General features: G+C 68.4%; 14 protein-coding genes and 1 pseudogene. 8 read left to right on the top strand and 7 right to left on the bottom strand.

The annotated features are described in order from the left end of the window. The 5 genes and pseudogenes from VFR90_RS11490 to VFR90_RS11470 form a co-directional block, all read left to right on the top strand. A pseudogene (locus VFR90_RS11490) lies at positions 1–321 on the top strand (hypothetical protein); the annotation flags it as partial. Then, positions 318–743 (top strand): peptide-methionine (R)-S-oxide reductase MsrB, encoded by a 426-nt coding sequence (msrB, locus tag VFR90_RS11485; protein WP_326406271.1) that lies wholly within the window; start codon positions 318–320, stop codon positions 741–743. The pseudogene VFR90_RS11490 and the gene msrB, both read left to right, overlap by 4 nt. Next, the gene (locus VFR90_RS11480) at positions 740–1,363 is read left to right on the top strand and encodes a septation protein A (RefSeq protein WP_326406270.1); all 624 of its coding nucleotides are present in this window, start codon (positions 740–742) and stop codon (positions 1,361–1,363) included. The genes msrB and VFR90_RS11480 overlap by 4 nt, the downstream gene beginning before the upstream one ends. Then, the gene (locus VFR90_RS11475) at positions 1,356–1,640 is read left to right on the top strand and encodes a BolA family protein (protein ID WP_326406269.1); all 285 of its coding nucleotides are present in this window, start codon (positions 1,356–1,358) and stop codon (positions 1,638–1,640) included. The genes VFR90_RS11480 and VFR90_RS11475 overlap by 8 nt, the downstream gene beginning before the upstream one ends. A gap of 136 nt (positions 1,641–1,776) precedes the next feature. After that, positions 1,777–2,607 (top strand): peptidylprolyl isomerase, encoded by an 831-nt coding sequence (locus tag VFR90_RS11470; RefSeq protein ID WP_326406268.1) that lies wholly within the window; start codon positions 1,777–1,779, stop codon positions 2,605–2,607. A 3-nt stretch (positions 2,608–2,610) separates the two neighbouring features. On the opposite strand, the gene VFR90_RS11465 is transcribed toward VFR90_RS11470, so the two are convergent. Both VFR90_RS11465 and purL read right to left on the bottom strand, forming a co-directional pair. After that, positions 2,611–3,375, bottom strand: a complete 765-nt coding sequence (locus tag VFR90_RS11465; protein ID WP_326406267.1) for a heparan-alpha-glucosaminide N-acetyltransferase — start codon at positions 3,373–3,375, stop codon at positions 2,611–2,613. A gap of 11 nt (positions 3,376–3,386) precedes the next feature. Continuing rightward, the gene (gene purL, locus VFR90_RS11460; protein WP_326406266.1) at positions 3,387–7,418 is read right to left on the bottom strand and encodes a phosphoribosylformylglycinamidine synthase; all 4,032 of its coding nucleotides are present in this window, start codon (positions 7,416–7,418) and stop codon (positions 3,387–3,389) included. A 128-nt stretch (positions 7,419–7,546) separates the two neighbouring features. Here purL and map point away from each other — a divergent pair, with 128 nt between their 5' ends. Both map and VFR90_RS11450 read left to right on the top strand, forming a co-directional pair. Further along, a complete protein-coding gene (gene map, locus VFR90_RS11455; RefSeq protein ID WP_326406265.1) occupies positions 7,547–8,359 on the top strand; it encodes a type I methionyl aminopeptidase in 813 nt (270 codons plus the stop codon). Between the two features lie 27 nt (positions 8,360–8,386). Continuing rightward, positions 8,387–10,999: a [protein-PII] uridylyltransferase gene (locus tag VFR90_RS11450; protein WP_326406264.1), complete on the top strand. Its 2,613-nt coding sequence runs from the start codon at positions 8,387–8,389 to the stop codon at positions 10,997–10,999. A 95-nt stretch (positions 11,000–11,094) separates the two neighbouring features. Here VFR90_RS11450 and VFR90_RS11445 read toward each other — a convergent pair whose 3' ends face one another. The 5 genes from VFR90_RS11445 to VFR90_RS11425 all read right to left on the bottom strand — a co-directional run bounded on the left by VFR90_RS11445 (position 11,095) and on the right by VFR90_RS11425 (position 16,628). Beyond that, complete coding sequence (locus VFR90_RS11445) at positions 11,095–11,745, bottom strand: energy transducer TonB (protein WP_326406263.1); 651 nt, start codon at positions 11,743–11,745, stop codon at positions 11,095–11,097. 59 nt (positions 11,746–11,804) lie between these two features. Next, positions 11,805–12,242, bottom strand: coding sequence for an ExbD/TolR family protein (locus VFR90_RS11440; RefSeq protein WP_326406262.1), 438 nt, complete (start codon positions 12,240–12,242; stop codon positions 11,805–11,807). A gap of 15 nt (positions 12,243–12,257) precedes the next feature. Continuing rightward, on the bottom strand, positions 12,258–12,686 hold the full coding sequence (locus VFR90_RS11435) for an ExbD/TolR family protein (RefSeq protein ID WP_326406261.1): 429 nt from the start codon (positions 12,684–12,686) through the stop codon (positions 12,258–12,260). Between the two features lie 2 nt (positions 12,687–12,688). Then, positions 12,689–13,537 (bottom strand): MotA/TolQ/ExbB proton channel family protein, encoded by an 849-nt coding sequence (locus VFR90_RS11430; RefSeq protein ID WP_414676527.1) that lies wholly within the window; start codon positions 13,535–13,537, stop codon positions 12,689–12,691. 304 nt (positions 13,538–13,841) lie between these two features. Then, on the bottom strand, positions 13,842–16,628 hold the full coding sequence (locus tag VFR90_RS11425; protein ID WP_326406259.1) for a TonB-dependent receptor: 2,787 nt from the start codon (positions 16,626–16,628) through the stop codon (positions 13,842–13,844). A 434-nt stretch (positions 16,629–17,062) separates the two neighbouring features. On the opposite strand from VFR90_RS11425, the gene VFR90_RS11420 reads away from it, so the two are divergent. Beyond that, positions 17,063–18,364, top strand: a complete 1,302-nt coding sequence (locus tag VFR90_RS11420) for an aspartyl/asparaginyl beta-hydroxylase domain-containing protein (RefSeq protein WP_326406272.1) — start codon at positions 17,063–17,065, stop codon at positions 18,362–18,364. Positions 18,365–18,377: the final 13 nt, after the last annotated feature.

The following is an 18,377-nucleotide window of genomic DNA, read 5'->3' as shown; positions in this document are numbered from 1 at the left end:
GACGCGCAGCCGGCGCGCGATTTGTTCATCGACCGTGCCGCCTTCGATGCCTGGGCCGCGCGCTACGCCGGACGCATCGGGCTCGAAGGCGGCCCCAGCGCCGAGCGGCGCGCCCGCATGGACGCCGCGAACCCGAAGTTCGTGCTGCGCAACCATCTCGCCGAGAACGCGATCCGCGCCGCGGCGCAAGGCGACTTCGGCGAAACGCAGCGCTTGCTGAAAGTTCTGCGTCGGCCCTACGACGAACAGCCCGAGCACGCGGCCGACGCCGCGTTCCCGCCCGACTGGGCCCGGCAACTGGAGGTCTCCTGTTCATCATGAGCGACTACCCCGTCAAGAAGTCCGACGCCGACTGGCGTGCGCAACTCGATGCGACGCAGTTCGAGGTGACCCGTCGCGCCGCGACCGAGCGCGCGTTCACCGGCAAGTACTGGGACCACTGGGAGCGCGGCAGCTACGCCTGCGTGTGCTGCGGCGAGCCGCTGTTCGCGTCGGACACGAAGTTCGACGCCGGCTGCGGCTGGCCCAGCTATTCCGCGGCACTGAAGGCCGGCATCGTCGAGCGGGTGATCGACCGGACGCACGGCATGGTCCGCGTCGAAGTCCGCTGCCAGAATTGCGGCGCCCATCTCGGGCACGTGTTCGACGATGGCCCCGAGCCGACCGGCGAACGCTTCTGCATCAACAGCGCCTCGATCGACTTCAAGCCCGAGGTGCTCGCGCCGCCCACCACGCCACGATGAAGCTCCTGTTCGACCTGCTGCCGATCATCCTGTTCTTCGTCGCATTCAAGTTCGGCGAGGCGAATCCCGACGCGGCGGCGGCGTTCGCGACCCAGCACTTCGGCGCGCTCGTCAAGGGCGGCATCGTCGGCGCGGGCGAGGCGCCCGTGCTGTTGGCGACCCTGGTGGTGATCGCGGCGACGCTGGCGCAGATCGTGGTGCTGCTGGCGCTGCGGCGCAAGGTCGACACGATGCTGTGGGTGAGCCTCGCGCTCGTCACCCTGCTCGGCGGCGCGACGGTGTGGTTCCACAGCGAGACCTTCATCAAGTGGAAGCCCAGCGTGCTGTACTGGGTGATGGGCACCGCGCTGTGGATCAGCCAGGCTGTCTTCGGCCGCAACCTGCTGCAGAGCCTGATGGGCGCGCAGATCACGCTGCCGCCGGCCGCCTGGCGCACGCTGAACTTCATGTGGATCGCGTTCTTCGCGTTCATGGGCCTGTTGAACCTCTACGTGGCCTATGCGTTCTCGACCGACACCTGGGTCAACTTCAAGCTCTTCGGCGGAGTCGGCCTGATGATTGCCTTCACGCTGGCCCAGGGCGTCTACCTGAGCCGGCACCTGAAGCCCGGGGATGAGTGAGCCTGCGGTCAGCGCCGTGGCGCTCGAAGCCCGGCTGCGCGAGGCCTTCGCGCCCAGCCTGCTCGAGGTGCGCGACGACAGCCACCTGCATGCCGGCCACGCAGGCGCGCGCGAGGGCCGGCACTTCGGCGTGCGCATCGTCAGCGAGCGCTTCGACGGCCTTTCGCGCATCGCCCGGCACCGGCTGGTGCACGACGCGCTGGGCGCATGGATGCAGCGCGGCATCCATGCGCTGGCGCTGACCGCACTGAGTCCGGCCGAGGCGGCCTCGCACTGAACCAAGCGTCGCCGGGGCCGTCGAATCGGGTCCGGCGGTTGCCCCGAACCGCACTCGTCGCGAGGTGTTTCACGGCCCGGACCGCGCAGGACCGACGCCTACACTTGCTCCCCTTCCTGTACACCGGATCACAAGCATGACGCTCTTCCCCGCCCCTCATCGACTCGTCCTCGCCGCTGCTTTGGCCTGCGGCCTGGCCGCGCCGGCGCTGGCCCAGAACATCACCACCGTCAACGGCAAGCCGGTGCCCAAGGCGCGCGCGGACCAGCTCTACGAACAGGTGAAGAAGCAGGCCGAAACCCAGGGCCAGCAGATCCCGCCCGGCACCGAGCAGCAGGTCAAGGACGAGATCGTGCTGCGCGAGATCTTCGTGCAGGAGGCCGAGCGCCGCGGGCTGCCGGCGAGCGCCGAGTACCGCGTGCAGATGGAGCTGGCGCGCCAGAGCATCCTGATCCGCGAGCTGTTCACCGACTTCCAGAAGAAGAACCAGATCAGCGACGCGGACATCCAGGCCGAGTACGACAAGTTCAAGGCGCAGGCCACCGCGGAGAAGGAATACAAGGTGCGCCACATCCTTGTCGAGAAGGAAGAGGACGCGAAGTCGATCACCGCGCAGCTGAAGGCCGGCGGCAACTTCGAGGAAATCGCCAAGAGCAAGAGCAAGGACCCGGGTTCGGCCGCCAAGGGTGGCGACCTTGACTGGGCCGGCCCGGGCAGCTACGTGCCCGAGTTCTCGCAGGCCATGACCAAGCTGCAGAAGGGCCAGACGACCGACGCGCCGGTGAAGAGCCAGTTCGGCTGGCACATCCTCAAGCTCGAGGACGTGCGCGACGCGCAGTTCCCGCCGCTCGCCGAGGTCAAGCCGCAGATCCAGCAGCGGCTGCAGCAGCAAAAGCTCGCCGCCTTCCGCGACGAGCTGCAGAAGAAGGCGAAGACGGACTACAAGTTCGGCAGCGCATCGAACTGATCGTCACCGGCCGATCAGCGCGATGCCGCCGAGGATCGCGCCGATCAGCACCGGCTGGTGGAGCATGTAGACACTCAAGCTCCACCGCCCCAGCATCGCGAGCGGCTGCAACGGCCGCCCGATCGCGCCGGCAAGCAGGCCCGGCCGCCGCTTCAGCGCCCAGGCACCGGCGGCGACCCCCCAAAGCATCACGCCGAGCCAGGGAAGCACCGGCACCCAGTCCTCGGTGCGTGGCTTGCGCGTGACGAGGCCGAGCCAGTTCGTCGCCCGCGTGTCGAAGAAGGCGTGCTGCACGAACGAAGGCAGCAGCACCGCCACGATGCCGGCCGCCAGCAGCACGACGAGCCGCCAGCCGCCCGGCCGCAAGGCCCAGGGCGCGACGATGCGCGCGGCGATCAGCATCACCGCCATGCCGTGCAGCACGCCGAAGCTGATCCAGCTCTGCGGAAACATCAGTGCACTGCCGGCGCTCACCAGTGCGGCGCAGCCGGCCACCTGCGCCCAGCGCCGCCAGAAGCGCGGCCAGCGCTGACCCTGCCGCGCGGCGACCGCCTGGCCGATGCCGGCGCACAGCAGGAACAGGCTGACGATGAGCGTGCGCTGCACGAGCCAGAACCGGTCGCGGTAGAAGTCGGCGTCGATGAGCCGGTAGTGCGCGAGGTCGAAGCCGAAGTGGAAAACCACCATCCAGACGATGGCCGCGCCGCGCAGCGCGTCGAGGCGGTCGAAGCGCGCTCGGGCCGGCGCCTCGTCGCTTGGGCGAGCCAACGCCGCGCGCTTCAACCGAGCCAACGCCTTGCGTTGGCGAACATCCGCATCCACGGGCTCGGCTTGGCCGCATCCCCCGGCGACCAGCTCATCTGCGCGTTGCGGAACACGCGCTCGGCGTGCGGCATGAGCACGGTGTAGCGGCCGTCGGGCGTGGTGACCGCCGTCAATCCCCCGGCGCTGCCGTTCGGGTTGAACGGATAGGCCTCGGTCGGGCGGCCGTGGTGATCGACGAAGCGCAGCGCGCGCTGCACCTTGGCCGGATCGCCGCGCTGGGAGAAGTCGGCCCGGCCCTCGCCGTGCGCCACCGCCACCGGCAGCCGGCTGCCGGCCATGCCGCTGAAGAAGATCGACGGCGAGTCGAGCACCTCGACCATCGAAAGCCGCGCCTCGAACTGCTCGCTGGCGTTGCGCACGAACTTCGGCCAGGCGTCGGCGCCCGGGATCAGCGGGCTCAGCGCCGCCATCATCTGGCAGCCGTTGCACACGCCGAGCGCGAAGCTCGCATCGCGCGCGAAGAACGCGGCGAAGGCCTCGGCGAGCCCGGGATTGAACAGGATCGAGCGCGCCCAGCCCTCGCCGGCGCCGAGCGTGTCGCCGTAGCTGAAGCCGCCGCAGGCGACGAAGCCGGTGAACATGTCCAGCCGCGCGCGGCCGGTCTGCAGGTCGCTCATGTGCACGTCGTAGGTCTCGAAGCCGGCGCGGTCCATCGCGTACGCCATCTCGAGGTGCGAGTTGACGCCCTGCTCGCGCAGGATCGCGAGCTTGGGCCGCGCCAGATTCAAGAAGGGCGCGGCGACGTCCTCGGCGGCGTCGAAGCTCAGGTGCTGATGCAAGCCGGGGTCGTCGATCGCGCCGGCGGCTTCGTGCTCCGCATCGGCGCAGCCGGGGTGGTCGCGCAGCTTCGCGATGCGCCAGCTCACCTCGTCCCAGGCCTGATGCAGATCGCGCAGCGGCGCCGAGAAGATCGCCTTGGTGTCGCGCCAGACCTCGACGACGCCGCGATCGTTCGGCTTGCCGATCTCGTGACTGTGCTTCGACAGGCCGGCCTCGCGCAGCACCTGCATCACGGCCGTGCGGTCGGCGGTGCGCACCTGGATCACCGCGCCGAGCTCTTCGGCGAACAGCGCCTTCAGGCTCATCTGCTTGCGGCGCTCGGCCGTCTGCAACGCCCAGTTCTTCGCGTCGCCCACGTCCATGCGGCTGTCGCCGATGCCGTCGCCTTCGGTGACCAGCAGGTCGATGTTGAGCGACACGCCGCAGTGACCGGCGAAGGCCATTTCGCAGACCGTCGCCCAGAGGCCCCCGTCGCTGCGGTCGTGGTACGCGAGCAGCCTGCCTTCGGCGCGCAGGCGGTTGATCGCGCGCACGAAACCGACGAGTCGCTGCGGATCGTCGAGGTCCGGCACGCCGTCGACCTCTGCGCGGCCGGTCTGCCCGCTGACCTGCGCGAGCATCGACGCGCCCAGCCGGTTGCGCCCGGCGCCGAGGTCGACGAGCAGCAGCGAGGTGTCGGTGGCTCGATCAAGCTGCGGCGTCAGCGTGCCGCGCACGTCGGCCAAGGTCGCGAAGGCGCTGACGATCAGCGAGACCGGTGCCGTCACCTGCTTCGCGGCGCCAGCGTCGTCCTGCCAGCGCGTGCGCATCGACAGGGAATCCTTGCCGACCGGCACCGAGATCCCGAGCGCCGGGCACAGCTCGAGCCCGACCGCGCGGACGGTGTCGTACAGCGCCGCATCGTCGCCCGGGTTCGACGGATCGTCGCTGCAGGCAGCCATCCAGTTGCAGCTCAGCTTGACGCGCGCGAGCTCGATCGGCGCCGCCAGCAGGTTGGTGATCGCCTCGCCGACCGCCATGCGGCCGGCGGCCGGCGCGTCGAGCACCGCGACGGGCGTGCGTTCGCCCACGGCGAACGCCTCGCCACGCAGGCCGGCGTAGTCGGCCAGCGTCACCGCGCAGTCGGCGACCGGCACCTGCCACGGGCCGACCATCGGATCGCGGTGGCTAAGCCCGCCGACGGTGCGGTCGCCGATCGTGACGAGGAAGCGCTTCGACGCGACGGTCGGATGGCGCAGCACCGCGAAGGCGGCCTCCTTCAAGTCGATGCCGCTCAAGTCCAGCGGCGCGCCGGCCGGCGGCGCGCGCTTGGCGTCGCGATGCATCTTCGGCGGCTTGCCCAGCAGCACGTCCATCGGCATGTCGATCGGCTGCGTCGGCGCACCGTGGTCTTCGAGCTTCAGCTGCCGTTCGGCGCTGGCGACGCCGACCACCGCGAAGGGGCAACGCTCGCGCGCCGCCATCGCCTCGAACAGCGGCAGGCTTTCGGGCGCGATCGCGAGGACGTAGCGCTCCTGGCTCTCGTTGCACCAGATCTCTTTCGGCGCCAAGCCGCTTTCTTCGAGCGGCACCTTGGAAAGATCGAAGCGCGCGCCACGGCCGGCGTCGTTGACCAGCTCGGGGAAGGCGTTGCTCAGGCCGCCGGCGCCGACGTCGTGCACCGCGAGGATCGGGTTCGTCGGGCCGAGCGCCCAGCAGTGGTTGATGACCTCCTGCGCGCGGCGCTGGATCTCGGGATTGCCGCGCTGGACCGAGTCGAAATCCAGCGCGGCGGTGTTGCTGCCCGCGCTCATCGAGCTGGCGGCACCCCCGCCCATGCCGATGCGCATGCCGGGACCGCCGAGCTGGATCAGCAGCGTGCCGGCGGGAAACGCGATCTTGTGCGTCTGGCCATCGCTGACCGTGCCGATGCCTCCGGCGATCATGATCGGCTTGTGGTAGCCGCGGCGCTGCACGCGGCCCTCGCCGATCGGCACAGCCTGGTCGTACACGCGGAAGTAGCCGGCGAGGTTCGGCCGGCCGAATTCGTTGTTGAACGCCGCGCCGCCCAGCGGGCCCTCGACCATGATCTGCAGCGCGCTCGCGATGTGCGCGGGCTTGCCGTAGGGCTCGCGTTCCCAGGGCTCGCTCGTGCCCGGCAGATGCAGGTTCGACACGCTGAAGCCGGTCAGCCCGGCCTTGGGCCGCGCGCCGCGGCCGGTCGCTCCTTCGTCGCGGATCTCGCCGCCGGCACCGGTGCTCGCGCCGGCGAAGGGCGAGATCGCCGTCGGGTGGTTGTGCGTCTCGACCTTCATCAGCACGTGCGCCGTCTCGGCGCGTGCCCCGTACGCCGGCGCGTTCGTGTAGCCCCGCGGCAGCCAGCGCTCGATCGGGCCGCCTTCCATCACCGCCGCGTTGTCGCTGTAGGCCACCACGGTGTATTGCGGCGCGCTGTGGTGCGTGTGGCGAATCATCTGGAACATCGAGTGTTCCTGCGCCGCGCCGTCGATGGTGAACTGCGCGTTGAAGATCTTGTGGCGGCAGTGCTCGCTGTTGGCCTGCGCGAACATCATCAGCTCGACGTCCGTCGGGTTGCGCGCAAGGCCCCTGAAAGCCTCGACGAGGTAGTCGATCTCGTCGTCGCTCAGCGCCAGGCCGAAGTCCCGGTTCGCGGCCACCAGCGCGGCGCGGCCCAGCCCGAGCACGTCGACGGTTTCCATCGGCCGGCCCGGCTGCGCGTCGAACAGGTGCGCCGCGGCCGCGCGCTCGAAGGCCACGCTCTCGGTCATGCGGTCGTGCACGAGCGCGGCGACCGCCCGCCGTTCGGCATCCGACAGCGGCTTCGCGCCCCCGAGCAGCCCGCTCTTCACCGGCAGCGTGTACTCGACAACGCGCTCGACGCGCAGCACGTCGAGCCCGCAGTTGTGCGCGATGTCGGTCGCCTTGCTGGCCCAGGGCGAGACGGTCCCGAGCCGCGGCATCACGACGACGCGCTCGGCCTGCTTGGCCGCCTCGACGCGGGCCGGCTCGCCGTAGTTCAGCAGTGCGCGCAGCTTGTCGTGCGCCTCGCGCGGCAGCTCGCCCGTGCTCGCGACCCAGTGCACGAACCGGGCCTCGACCGCGGCGAGTCGAGGGCACGCCGCCTGCAGCCGTTCGAGGAGCGCGCGCGCGCGGAAGTCCGACAGCGCGAGGCCGCCTTCGAAGCAGGTGAGCGTGGGGCGGTGCATGGTTCGCCGAAGGTTGGCTGGCGGGCGGGACGACGTGCAGGACGGTGGGCCGGAACACCGCGGCGCGCTTGCCGCGCATGCCCTGCGAGCCCGCGATTTTATGGGGCCGATGAGATACTTCGCGCCCTATGCCGATCACGATCAAGAGCGCCGAAGACATCGAGGGCATGCGCGTCGCCGGACGCCTTGCCTCCGAGGTGCTGGACATGCTCACGCCGCACGTCAGGCCGGGCATTACCACCGACGAACTCGACGCGCTCGCGCACAAGCACATCACCGAAGTACAAGGCGGCATCCCCGCGCCGCTGCACTACGCGCCGGCCGGCTACACGCCCTATCCGAAGTCGATCTGCACCTCGGTCAACCACCAGGTCTGCCACGGCATCCCGAACGACCGGCCGCTGAAGAACGGCGACATCGTCAACATCGACGTCACCGTCATCAAGGACGGCTGGCACGGCGACACGAGCCGCATGTACCTCGTCGGCGAAGGCTCCATCGCCGCGAAGCGGCTGTGCCAGCTCACCTACGAAGCGATGTGGCGCGGCATCGAAAAGGTGAAGCCCGGCGTGCGGCTCGGCGACATCGGCCACGCGATCCAGACCTTCACCGAGCGCCAGGGCTACAGCGTCGTGCGGGAGTTCTGCGGCCACGGCATCGGCCGCAGGTTCCACGAGGAGCCGCAGGTGCTGCACTACGGCCGCCCGGGCACCCTCGAAGAACTGGTGCCGGGCATGACCTTCACGATCGAGCCGATGGTCAACGCCGGCCGGCGCGAAATCAAGGAGCTGGGCGACGGCTGGACCATCGTGACCAAGGACCGCTCGCTCTCGGCGCAGTGGGAGCACACGGTGCTCGTCACCGAGACCGGCTACGAGGTGCTGACGGTCTCGGCCGGCAGCCCGAAGGCGCCGCAGGCGCTGGCCGCCGCCACCGCCTGAGGCGCGGTCTCGCGCAGGACTCGCGCCGTGGTCGCGGTGCCCCGCCCCGAGGCCGCGGCGACACCCGCGGTGCCCACCCTCCGCGCGCGTCTGCGCGACGGCAAGGCCGCGCTCATCGAGCGCTTTCGTGCCAACCGGCCCACCGCGCCGGCGGCGATGCAGCTGATCCGCGGCCTGGCGCGTCATGTCGACGCGACGCTGCTGCACTTGTGGCAGCACGCGCTGATGCCCAAGGGGGCGGCGCTGCTGGCGGTGGGCGGCTATGGTCGTGGCGAGCTGTTCCCGCACTCCGACGTCGATGTCCTGGTGCTGCTGCCCGCCTCTCCCGGCGGCGACAACGACGCCTCGAGGTCATCGATCGGCGGCTTCATCACCGCCTGCTGGGACATCGGCCTGGAGATCGGCTCGAGCGTGCGCACCGTCGAGGAGTGCGTCGCCGAAGCGGAGCGCGACGTGACGGTGCAGACCGCCCTGCTCGAAGCGCGCTTCCTGTGCGGCTCGCGCAGGCTGTTCGACGAGTTCCGGCGCGCGCATGCCGCGGGGCTGGACCCGCAGGCCTTCTTCCGCGCGAAGACGCTCGAGATGCGCCAGCGCCACACCAAGTACGAGGACACGCCCTATTCGCTGGAGCCGAACTGCAAGGAGAGCCCGGGCGGCCTGCGCGATCTGCAGCTGCTGATCTGGGTCGCGCGCGCCGCGGGCCTCGGCAAGAGCTGGAGCGCGCTGGCCGCCAGGGGGCTGATCACGCCGTTCGAGGCCAAGCAGCTGCAGCGCAACGAAGGCTTGCTCAAGCTGATTCGCGCGCGGCTGCACATGATGGCGGGTCGCCGCGAGGACCGGCTCGTGTTCGATCTGCAGACCGCGGTCGCCGAAAGCTTCGCCTTGCGCAGCACGCGCGAGCGGCGGGCCTCCGAAGCGCTGATGCACCGCTATTACTGGGCGGCCAAGGCGGTGACGCAGCTCAACCAGATCGTGATGCTCAACATCGAGGAGCGCATCGCCGGCACCGGCGCGACGCCGATGCGGCCGATCGACGAGCACTTCCTCGACCGCGGCGGCATGCTCGAGGTCGCGCGCGACGATCTCTACCAGCGCGAGCCGCAGCGTGTGCTCGAGACCTTCCTGACCTACCAGCGCACCGGCGGCATCGAGGGCTTGTCGGCGCGCACGCTGCGCGCGCTCTACAACTCGCGCGAGGTGATGAACGGCGCCTTCCGGCGCGATCCGGCGAACCGCGCGCTGTTCATGCAGATCCTGCAGTCGCCGGAAGGCGGCCAGACCCATGCCTTCCGGCTGATGAACCAGACGTCGGTGCTGGGCCGCTATCTCTGGGTGTTCCGCCGCATCGTCGGGCAAATGCAGCACGACCTCTTCCACGTCTACACGGTGGACCAGCACATCCTGATGGTGCTGCGCAACGTGCGCCGTTTCTTCATCGCCGAGCACGCACACGAGTACCCGTTCTGCTCACAGCTGGCCACCGGCTTCGAGCGGCCGTGGGTGCTGTACGTCGCCGCCCTGTTCCACGACGTGGCCAAGGGCCGGGGCGGCGATCACTCCGACCTCGGCGCGGCCGAGGTGCGGCGCTTCTGCCGCGATCACGGCATCGAGCGTGCCGATGCGCGGCTGATCGAGTTCCTCGTCAAGGAGCACCTGACGATGAGCCGCATCGCGCAGAAGGAAGATCTGTCGGACGCCGCGGTGATCGAAGGCTTCGCGGCGAAGGTCGGCGACGAGCGCACCTTGACTGCGCTCTACCTGCTGACGGTGGCCGACATCCGCGGCACGAGCCCGAAGGTTTGGAACGCCTGGAAGGGCAAGCTGCTCGAGGATCTGTACCGCGCATGCCTGCGCGCTCTCGGCGGCGCGAAGCCCGGCACCGAAAGCGAGATCGAAGCGCGAAGGCAGGAGGCGCTGCACGTGCTCAACCTCTATTCGCTGCCCGCCGGGGTGCACGCGCCGTTGTGGAAGACGCTCGAGCTCAGCTACTTCCTGCGCCATGACGCCGCCGACATCGCGTGGCACGCTCGCGCGCTCCACGCGCACATCGACGAAGGCAAGGCGATCGTGCGCGCGCGGCCCTCGAGCGTCGGCGAAGGTCTCCAGGTGCTCGTGTATGCACCCGACCAGCCCGATCTCTTCGCGCGCATCTGCGGCTACTTCGACAGCGCCGCGTTCAGCATCCTCGACGCGAAGATCCACACCACGATGAACAGCTACGCGCTCGACACCTTCCAGGTGGTGTCGCCGCATGTGGATCTGGCGGTCAACTACCGTGACCTGATCTCGCTGGTCGAGCACCAACTCGCCGCGGCGCTCGCGGCCGAAGGACCGCTGCCCGAGCCGAGCCGCGGCCGGCTGTCACGCCGCGTGCGGTCGTTCCCGGTCACGCCGCGGGTCACGCTGCGGCCGGACGAGCGGGCGCAGCGCTGGCTGCTCAGCATCTCGGCCAGCGACCGCTCGGGGCTGCTCTACGCGATCGCGCGCGTGCTCGCGCGCCACCAGCTCAATCTGCAGCTTGCGAAGGTATCCACGCTCGGAGAGCGCGTCGAGGACACCTTCCTGATCGACGGCGCACCGCTGCGCCAGACGAAGCGGCAGCTCGAGATCGAGAGCGAGTTGCTCGACGCGATCGCCTGAGAAGCGCTGCGCCTTTCGGCGCCGCCTGCGCAGGCCCGTGATGCGCAGGCGCTTCGCTTCGCAACGGCCGCCGAGCCGAGCCGCTGCGGCCATCGCTACTCGATCTTGAACTCGAACTCCTGCACGGCGATCACGTCTTCACCGCCGGTGACGCACTTGTACTGGCCCATCGCCGCTTTCACCGCGGCGTGGAAGACGCGCGGGCCGGAGAGGATCGTCACCTCCTTGACCACGCCGCCGCCGATGCGGGCCTGCGCCCTGACGACGCCCGAGGTGCCGTCCTGCAGCGCCTTGCGCGGCAGCTCCGGCTTGACCTGCGTCGGGCAGACCACGCCGATGTCGCTGCGGCTCGGCGCCGGTGCTGCAGGCGGTGCCGGCGGCGGCGGCGCCTCGATCTTGTATTCGACCTTCGGCGGCTCCGGCGCCACGGTGATCGGCGGCGCAGGGCTCGGCGCGACCTGGATTTCCGGAGGCGGCACATAGGGGGGCGGCGGCGCCTCGACCTTCGGCGCCTGCGGCTTGACGATTTCCTTCGGTGGCGGCGGTGGCGGCGGAGGGGGAGGCGGAGGCGGCGGAGGCAGCTCCACGATGATCTTCGTCTCGAGCGGCTTCTTGACGATCTCGACGACGTCGCGCGCCAGGCCCGTGACCAGCGCGTAGAAGATGAAGATGTGCAGCAGCACCACCGCGGCCAGCCCGATCAGGCGGCGCGTGGGCGGCTGGTGTTCTCCGTAGGTCAGGTCCATGCCAGGGGTCTTCCTTCAGACGGCTCGCAGCCGAGCCTCGCGAGCGCGGCCTGGGGTCTTCATTCGATGAACTGTTCGGCCCCGACGATGCCGAACTTGGTCAGGCCGTAGCGCTGCACGCTCGCCATCACGCCGGCGACGACGTCGTAGCGTGCGTCCTTGTTCGGCCGCAGGTGCAGCTCGGGCTGGCTGGCGAAGTCGAGCTTGGCGATCTCGCTCAACCGGTAGTCCACGTCCTGCATCGTCGCCACCGGCTCGGCGTTGAAGAAGATCTGGTTCTTCTCGTCGATGTCGATCTTGACGATCTGCGGCTGCACCGTCTGCGGCGGCGGCGTGCCGGTGGGCAGGTCGAGGTTGATCGCGTGCAGCTGGATCGGGATGGTGATGATCAGCATGATCAGCAGCACCAGCATCACGTCGATCAGCGGCGTGGTGTTGATGTCCATCATGACCTCGGGTTCACTGTCGCCCGAGGAGCTTCCGACGTTCATGCCCATGGTTCAGGCTCCTTCTCAACCACCACGCGGCGGCGGCTCGGTGATGAACGACACCTTGGCGATGCCGGCCCGCTGGCAGGCGTAGACGATCTTGCCCACCGCGTCGTACTTCGCCGCGAGGTCGCCGCGGATTTGCACTTCGGGCTGCGGCTTCATCACCGCGACCTTCTTGAGCCGGTCCACCAGCGCCTGGGTGCCGGGCAGGCGCGCGTCGTACCAGTAGATGGCGCCGGAGGCGTCGGCGCTGATGATGATGTTCTCGGGCTTGCTCTCGCGGACCTGGATGGTCTCCTTGGGCAGCTGCACCGGAATGGAGGTGGTGACGACGGGGATGGTGATGAGGAAGATGATCAGCAGCACCAGCATCACGTCGACCAGCGGCGTGGTGTTGATGGCCGAGACGACTTCGTCCTCGCCGTCGGCGGGACCGACGCTCATGGCCATGTTCAGGCCCTCTTCGCGGCGGCGCTGCCGGCGGTCGCGGCGTTGGAGGCCGTCGTGGACAGCAGCACCGCGTACAGGTCGTTGCCGAAGGCCCGCACGTCGTCCATCGAGCCCTTGTTCCTGCGCACGAGCCAGTTGTAGCCAAGCACGGCGGGCACGGCGACGGCCAGGCCGATGGCGGTCATGATCAAGGCCTCTCCCACGGGACCGGCGACCTTGTCGATGCTGGCCTGGCCGGCAACGCCGATGGCGGTGAGCGCGTGGTAGATGCCCCAGACGGTGCCGAACAGGCCCACGAAGGGGGCGGTGGAACCGACGGTGGCCAAGAAGGCCAGGCCGTCCTGCAGACGGCTCTGCACGCGCTCCATCGCGCGCTGAATGCTCATGGTGAGCCAGCTGTTCAGGTCGACGTGCTCCAGGAGGCCGTCATGCTTCTTGGTGGCGTCGAGGCCGGCTTCGGCGATGAAGCGGAAGGGGCTCTGGGCCTCGAGAGTGTCGGCGCCCTGGCGAACGCTGCCCGAAGTCCAGAAGCTCTTGGCCGCAAGCTTGGCCTGGCGCTTGATCTTGGCCTGCTCGATGAGCTTGACGACGATGATGTACCAGCTGCCCATGCTCATGATCACCAGGATCACAAGCACCGATTTGGCCACCGCGTCCGAGCCCCTCCACAGGGCTTCGAGCCCGTAGGGGTTGTCCACCGAAGCCGGGGCGGCGGCGGGCGGCGTGACGGGGGCGGCCGGTGCCACAGCGGGGGCAGCGGCTTCGGGCGCAGAAGCTGGTGTCTGCTGCGCGTTGCTGGTCTGGAACGGAAGAACCGACAGCGCGATCCACACCAACGCCGCAGCCGACATGCGGGAGCGGGAGACAACGAAGCGAAGCATGAGATCTCCGGAAAAAGGAGTGGAATGAAGGCAAGCCGCGGTACGACGCTTCGCTGCACCGAAGAAGGCGGGACCAAGTCGGATCCCAGGCTTGGCCGCTGGCTTACGGGCAGCGGCAACCTGCTGGCAATTCGTCCGTGAGGAGGGACTGCCACAAGCGACTCCGCTGCGAGACTTTAGCGTCTCGCAACGCACCCGCGACGGCCTGCCGAATCGGCGCGACACGAGACACGAGGTGCCTAAGCACCCCGTGCCCTGCCCGCCGCTGGACTGCTCAGAACGCGTAGCTTGCGTTCAGATAGACGGTCCGACCTCTCGCGTCGTAGTAGCGGTCGTCATAACCGAACATCTGCCCCTTGCCGAGGCCGCCCTGCGCCAGGCTCAACGGCGGCTTGTTGTCGGTCAGGTTCAGGACGCCCCCCGTCAGCGAGAACTGCTTGGTCGCCTGCCACTTGGTCTGCCAGTCGAGCGTCACGTACTTCTTCACGCGAAGTCGGACATCTTCGAAGTTGCCGGTGCCTTGGCCGCTGGCATCCAGTTCCTCCGCTTCGACGAGCGCGTCGGTGTAGCCGGACTTGAAGTTGAACTGCAGCGTGTGCTGGAAGTTGTTCGTCGCCAGGGTCGTGGTCCAGCGGCCCTGCCAGCGGAAGGTGGCCGTCCCAAGCGACTCGTTGTTGTTGCCGATGGCGCTGTAGTAGGGACCGTTCGGAAGCAGTTGCTTTTCCTCGCGCAGCATGTAGGTCGCGACGATCTGGCTGGTAAGCGCCCCAAGCTCACCTTTGGTGCGTCCAACCAGATTGAAGTCCACGCCGGTGTAGTACTCCTTGCCCAGGTTCACGTTGCCCTGGTTGAGCGCGAGGTAGGTGATCCCTGAAGAGTTCTCGCGCAGCGTGGTCCAGGTGCTGTAGGAGGTGGGGCTGCGAAACGCCTCTTCTTCCGCGATCTGCCCGAAGGCATCGCGGATGGCGACGCTCCAGAGATCCGCCCCGAGCGAGACCGCGGGCGTCGGCTCGAACACCGCGCCGATCGACACCTGCCGCGACTTCTCGGGCTTCAGCTCCTTGTTGCCGCCGGCGATCACGTCGTACTGCGTGCTGCCCGGGCGGCACTGGGCGCCCAGGCTGGTCGCGATGGCGAGCAGCTCGGGCGTGCAGGCGTAGTTGCCGCCCGTCACGCCGAAGGGCTGCGGGCTGGCATTGAGTTGCGGCACCGTCGGGGCCTTGAAGCCGGTGCCCACCGAACCGCGCAGAAGGAAGCCGCCCACCGGAGTCCAGCGGAAGCTGGCCTTGCCGTTCGAGGTGCCACCCACGTCGGAGTATTTGTCGTAGCGCACGGCCGCTGTGAGTTCGAGCGACTTGGCGACAGGCGCAACCAACTCGGCGAAGACGCCGTAGGAGTCACGGTCCGCCCCGTAAGGAACGATGGCGGCCTCGTCTCCTGCTCGCTGATCGCAGGCCAAGGGGTTGGTCGTGTCGGTGATGGCAGGGTCGCACAGCGTGCCTGTCACCGGATTCGCGAGGCGCCCTTGCGCGAAAAGGCTGGGTCGGCCTTGGAACTTCTCCTTGTAGTAGCTCACGCCGGTGCCGATGGACAAGGGGCCGCCGGCCAACTGCATCAGCTCCCTTGAACCCGAAGCGTCGAATGCGGTCAGGCGCGACTTGCCGCCGTCCCAGTAACCGCGATAGACCGCAGCTTCGATGGCTGCCAGGCCGGCTGCCGATTGCTGCCCCGGCCCCACGAAGGGATTGACGAGGCCGCTAGCCGCCAAGCGATTAAGGGCCAGTCCCCCCGGGTAGCCGGAGATGTTGTTCTTGTAGTCGCTCTCGGAATAGGAGACCGAGGTCTTGTAGTCCCAATTCGCGAGCAAGCCCTGCATGCCCAACACAAAGTTGTTGAAGTCGGACTTGTTGATGTCGGTGCGCTTGCCCAAGTCCTTGCCGCGCCACGAGGCAACGGTGTCCCCGGTGATGCCCACTGGCACGAGGTACTGGTCGTGCAGCGCGGAGCCGGCAGGGATTGCGATCGACGCAGTGGTACCGGCGATGCGCGCCGTGTTTTCTGTACTCGCCACGAGTGCGTCGGCGAACAGCGTGTGGTTGTCCCCGAGCTTCAGGCTGCCGGAAGCCATGAAGCTCTGGCGCTCGCGCTCGGGGTAGATCTCCAGCTCCGCGACGAAGTCGAACGAGCAGTAGGTCTTGCCGGTGGCCGGATCAAGCACGGGGATGTGCTGGGCGGGGCAAGAGCCGTTGGCCAGGAAGAACGGGCTGACGATGTCGCCGGCATCGTCGGTCACGTTGGCCGGCACGCCGCGGATGGTGGGGTTCAGCAGCTGGTACCGCCGGCCCTGGTAATCGAACTGCACCAGCGCCGATTTGGCGTAGCGGCGATCGGTGGAGTCGAGCTTCTGGCGCTTGTCGGCGCTCAGCGCGAACAGCACATTGAAGCCGTCGCTGTCGAGGTTGCCGAAGCCCTTGGACAAGCTGAAGCGGGCTTCCTCGCCCCCGCCCTTCGGCGCCGATGCGCCGATCGTGATGTCACCGGCCTGGCTGTTGCGACGGGTGATGAAGTTCACCACGCCGGCAATGGCGTCTGAGCCGTAGAGCGCCGACGCGCCGTCGGTCAGGATCTCGACGCGGTCGATGGCCGCCATCGGAATGGTGTTGAGGTCCACCGCCGCCGCCGAGCCCGTCAGCGTCTGGCCGCCGAATTGCGCCAGACGGCGCCCGTTCAGCAGCACCAGCGTGCGGGTCTCGCCGATGTTGTGGATCGAGATGCCCGCGAATCCCGCCCCACCGCCGCCCACGCTCGTACCTTCGGTGGTCGCGCCCTGCACGCCGGGCAGCTTCTGCAGCAGGTCGACGACCGAGGTGGCTCCCGTCTTCTCGATCTCCTCGCGCTTGAGGACCAACACCGGCAATGAAGCCTCGGCGTCGATTCGCCGGACGGCGGAACCGGTGATCTCCACGCGGTCCAACTGCTGCTGCGCCAACGCCGGCGTCGAGGCTACGGCGCCGCCGAAGATGACCAGCAAACTGGCAGAGAGCTTGGTACGTTTGAACATGAACGACTCCTGAGGTGAAGATGGTCCGCGCATGACGACTCGTCGCAACCGCATCCTTGACTGGCGGAAAGCCGAACCGCATCCGTTGGCCCCCCGCCCAAAGCAGGGCTCATGCCACGCCTCGTCGAGCAGCGATCGGTCGCATGCGCTTGAGTCTTCAATTTGTCATGCGGGGCCATGAGCTGACCTCTAGGGAGTTCACCAAGCGAAGTTGGAGAGGTTCTTCGAAGCCGAACCAAGCGCGTGGTCGAGAAACGTGGAAAACCAACATCCACGCGGCTTGCCGGGCGATAAGCCATGGCGAGTGGCCGCGCCAATCGGGACCTCGAGTGACGCCGCTCGGATCGTTGCGGCGTTGGCGGCCGGCAACGGCATAGACACCCACGTGACAACGGCACCATGGGCACCGTGCTAACACCCTGCGCTTGAACACCATGGCCGATCTTTCCCGTCGCTTGGCAAGCCAGCTCGCAGCGCAGGGCGAGCAAGCCTTGCGGAGCGGCGAAGTGGTGCAGGCCGAGTTGCTCTTCATCAAGGCGCTCGAGGTGATGCCGAGCCATCGCGAGAGCCTCCTCGCCTTGGCCGGCCTGGCAAGTGATCGCGCTGACATCGAGCGTGCGCTCGCCTTCCTTCGTCGTGCGCAGGTCGACGCACCAGCAGACCTTGAACTGGCCCTGCGTCACGCGCATGGCCTTGGCATGGCCGGCGATCTGAGTACGGCGCAGCAGGTGCTCGAAAGCGCGCTGAAAGCCGGTGCACGCAGCGACCCTCATCTGCCGCTGGCTTGGTTGGCCCTGGCGCAGTCGAGACAAAGTCTTGGCGACACCGACGGCAGCGCGCGTGCCTTCAACCAGGCGCTGCAGCAGGCACGCCGAAGAGGCCAGTGGGTGGACGACGCCAGCACACCTCCGCAACTGCGAGCGTTCGTCCTGCAGGCCCGAGAAGCCGCCGCTCACGTGCGCAAACGAATCGTGCGAGCGTCCTACGAGGCGGTGCGACGGGAGCATGGGGACGCTGCGCTGCAGCGTGTCGATCGCGGTGTCGCCGATCTGCTCGGCGACATCGTCGCGCTGCCTGCGGGCACCGCACAGCGGCCCAAGTCGCTCTACATCCCGGACCTGCCCGAAGAGCCCTACCTCGAGCCGTCCTTGCAGCCTTGGGCCGCGGCGCTGACTGACGCCTACCCCGCGATCCGACGCGAAGCGATGGCTTTGCTAGCCAGCGGCGAGCGGCTGCCGAGCTTCATGCCGTCGGGCGATCTCAGCCACCTGAGCGGCCCGGCTGGGCAACTCGCGTGGGACGCCTTCTTCTTCTATCGCCATGGCCAGCGCTACGACAACAACCTCGCGCGATGCCCTGCCACCAGCGCCGCGCTCGAGAGCGTGGAGCTCTTTCGCATCGAGGGTGAAGCGCCCGAAATCTGCTTCTCGGTGCTGGCGCCGCACACCACGATCAAGCCGCACTTCGGCGTCAGCAACGCCCGCGTCGTGATGCACTTGCCGCTGATCGTGCCGGAGGGCTGTGCGCTCAACCTCCTGGCCGTCGGCGAGCACCGCTGGCAGGAAGGTCGTCTGGTGATGTTCGACGACACCTACGAGCACGAGGCATGGAACCGCTCCGAGCATCCTCGGGTGGTGCTGCTCATGGACTGCTGGAACCCTCATCTCACGGCGGTCGAGAAGCAGGCCATCAAGCACGTACTCGAAGCCGTTCGCAGCTTCGAGCAGGCGCTGTGAAGCCAACCCAATG

Source organism: Methylibium sp. (genome assembly GCF_035762065.1).
Classification (GTDB): Bacteria; Pseudomonadota; Gammaproteobacteria; order Burkholderiales; family Burkholderiaceae_C; genus Methylibium.
The sequence above is the reverse complement of the archived record's forward strand: the minus strand, read 5'-3'. Positions and strand labels throughout refer to the sequence as shown.

Coding starts and splice junctions, on each gene's coding strand:
- msrB (WP_326406271.1), top strand. CDS start 318: ATGAGCGACTACCCCGTCAAGAAGTCCGACGCCGACTGGCGTGCGCAA.
- VFR90_RS11480 (WP_326406270.1), top strand. CDS start 740: ATGAAGCTCCTGTTCGACCTGCTGCCGATCATCCTGTTCTTCGTCGCA.
- VFR90_RS11475 (WP_326406269.1), top strand. CDS start 1,356: ATGAGTGAGCCTGCGGTCAGCGCCGTGGCGCTCGAAGCCCGGCTGCGC.
- VFR90_RS11470 (WP_326406268.1), top strand. CDS start 1,777: ATGACGCTCTTCCCCGCCCCTCATCGACTCGTCCTCGCCGCTGCTTTG.
- purL (WP_326406266.1), bottom strand. CDS start 7,418: ATGCACCGCCCCACGCTCACCTGCTTCGAAGGCGGCCTCGCGCTGTCG.
- map (WP_326406265.1), top strand. CDS start 7,547: ATGCCGATCACGATCAAGAGCGCCGAAGACATCGAGGGCATGCGCGTC.
- VFR90_RS11445 (WP_326406263.1), bottom strand. CDS start 11,745: ATGGACCTGACCTACGGAGAACACCAGCCGCCCACGCGCCGCCTGATC.
- VFR90_RS11440 (WP_326406262.1), bottom strand. CDS start 12,242: ATGGGCATGAACGTCGGAAGCTCCTCGGGCGACAGTGAACCCGAGGTC.
- VFR90_RS11435 (WP_326406261.1), bottom strand. CDS start 12,686: ATGGCCATGAGCGTCGGTCCCGCCGACGGCGAGGACGAAGTCGTCTCG.
- VFR90_RS11430 (WP_414676527.1), bottom strand. CDS start 13,537: ATGTCGGCTGCGGCGTTGGTGTGGATCGCGCTGTCGGTTCTTCCGTTC.
- VFR90_RS11425 (WP_326406259.1), bottom strand. CDS start 16,628: ATGTTCAAACGTACCAAGCTCTCTGCCAGTTTGCTGGTCATCTTCGGC.
- VFR90_RS11420 (WP_326406272.1), top strand. CDS start 17,063: ATGGCCGATCTTTCCCGTCGCTTGGCAAGCCAGCTCGCAGCGCAGGGC.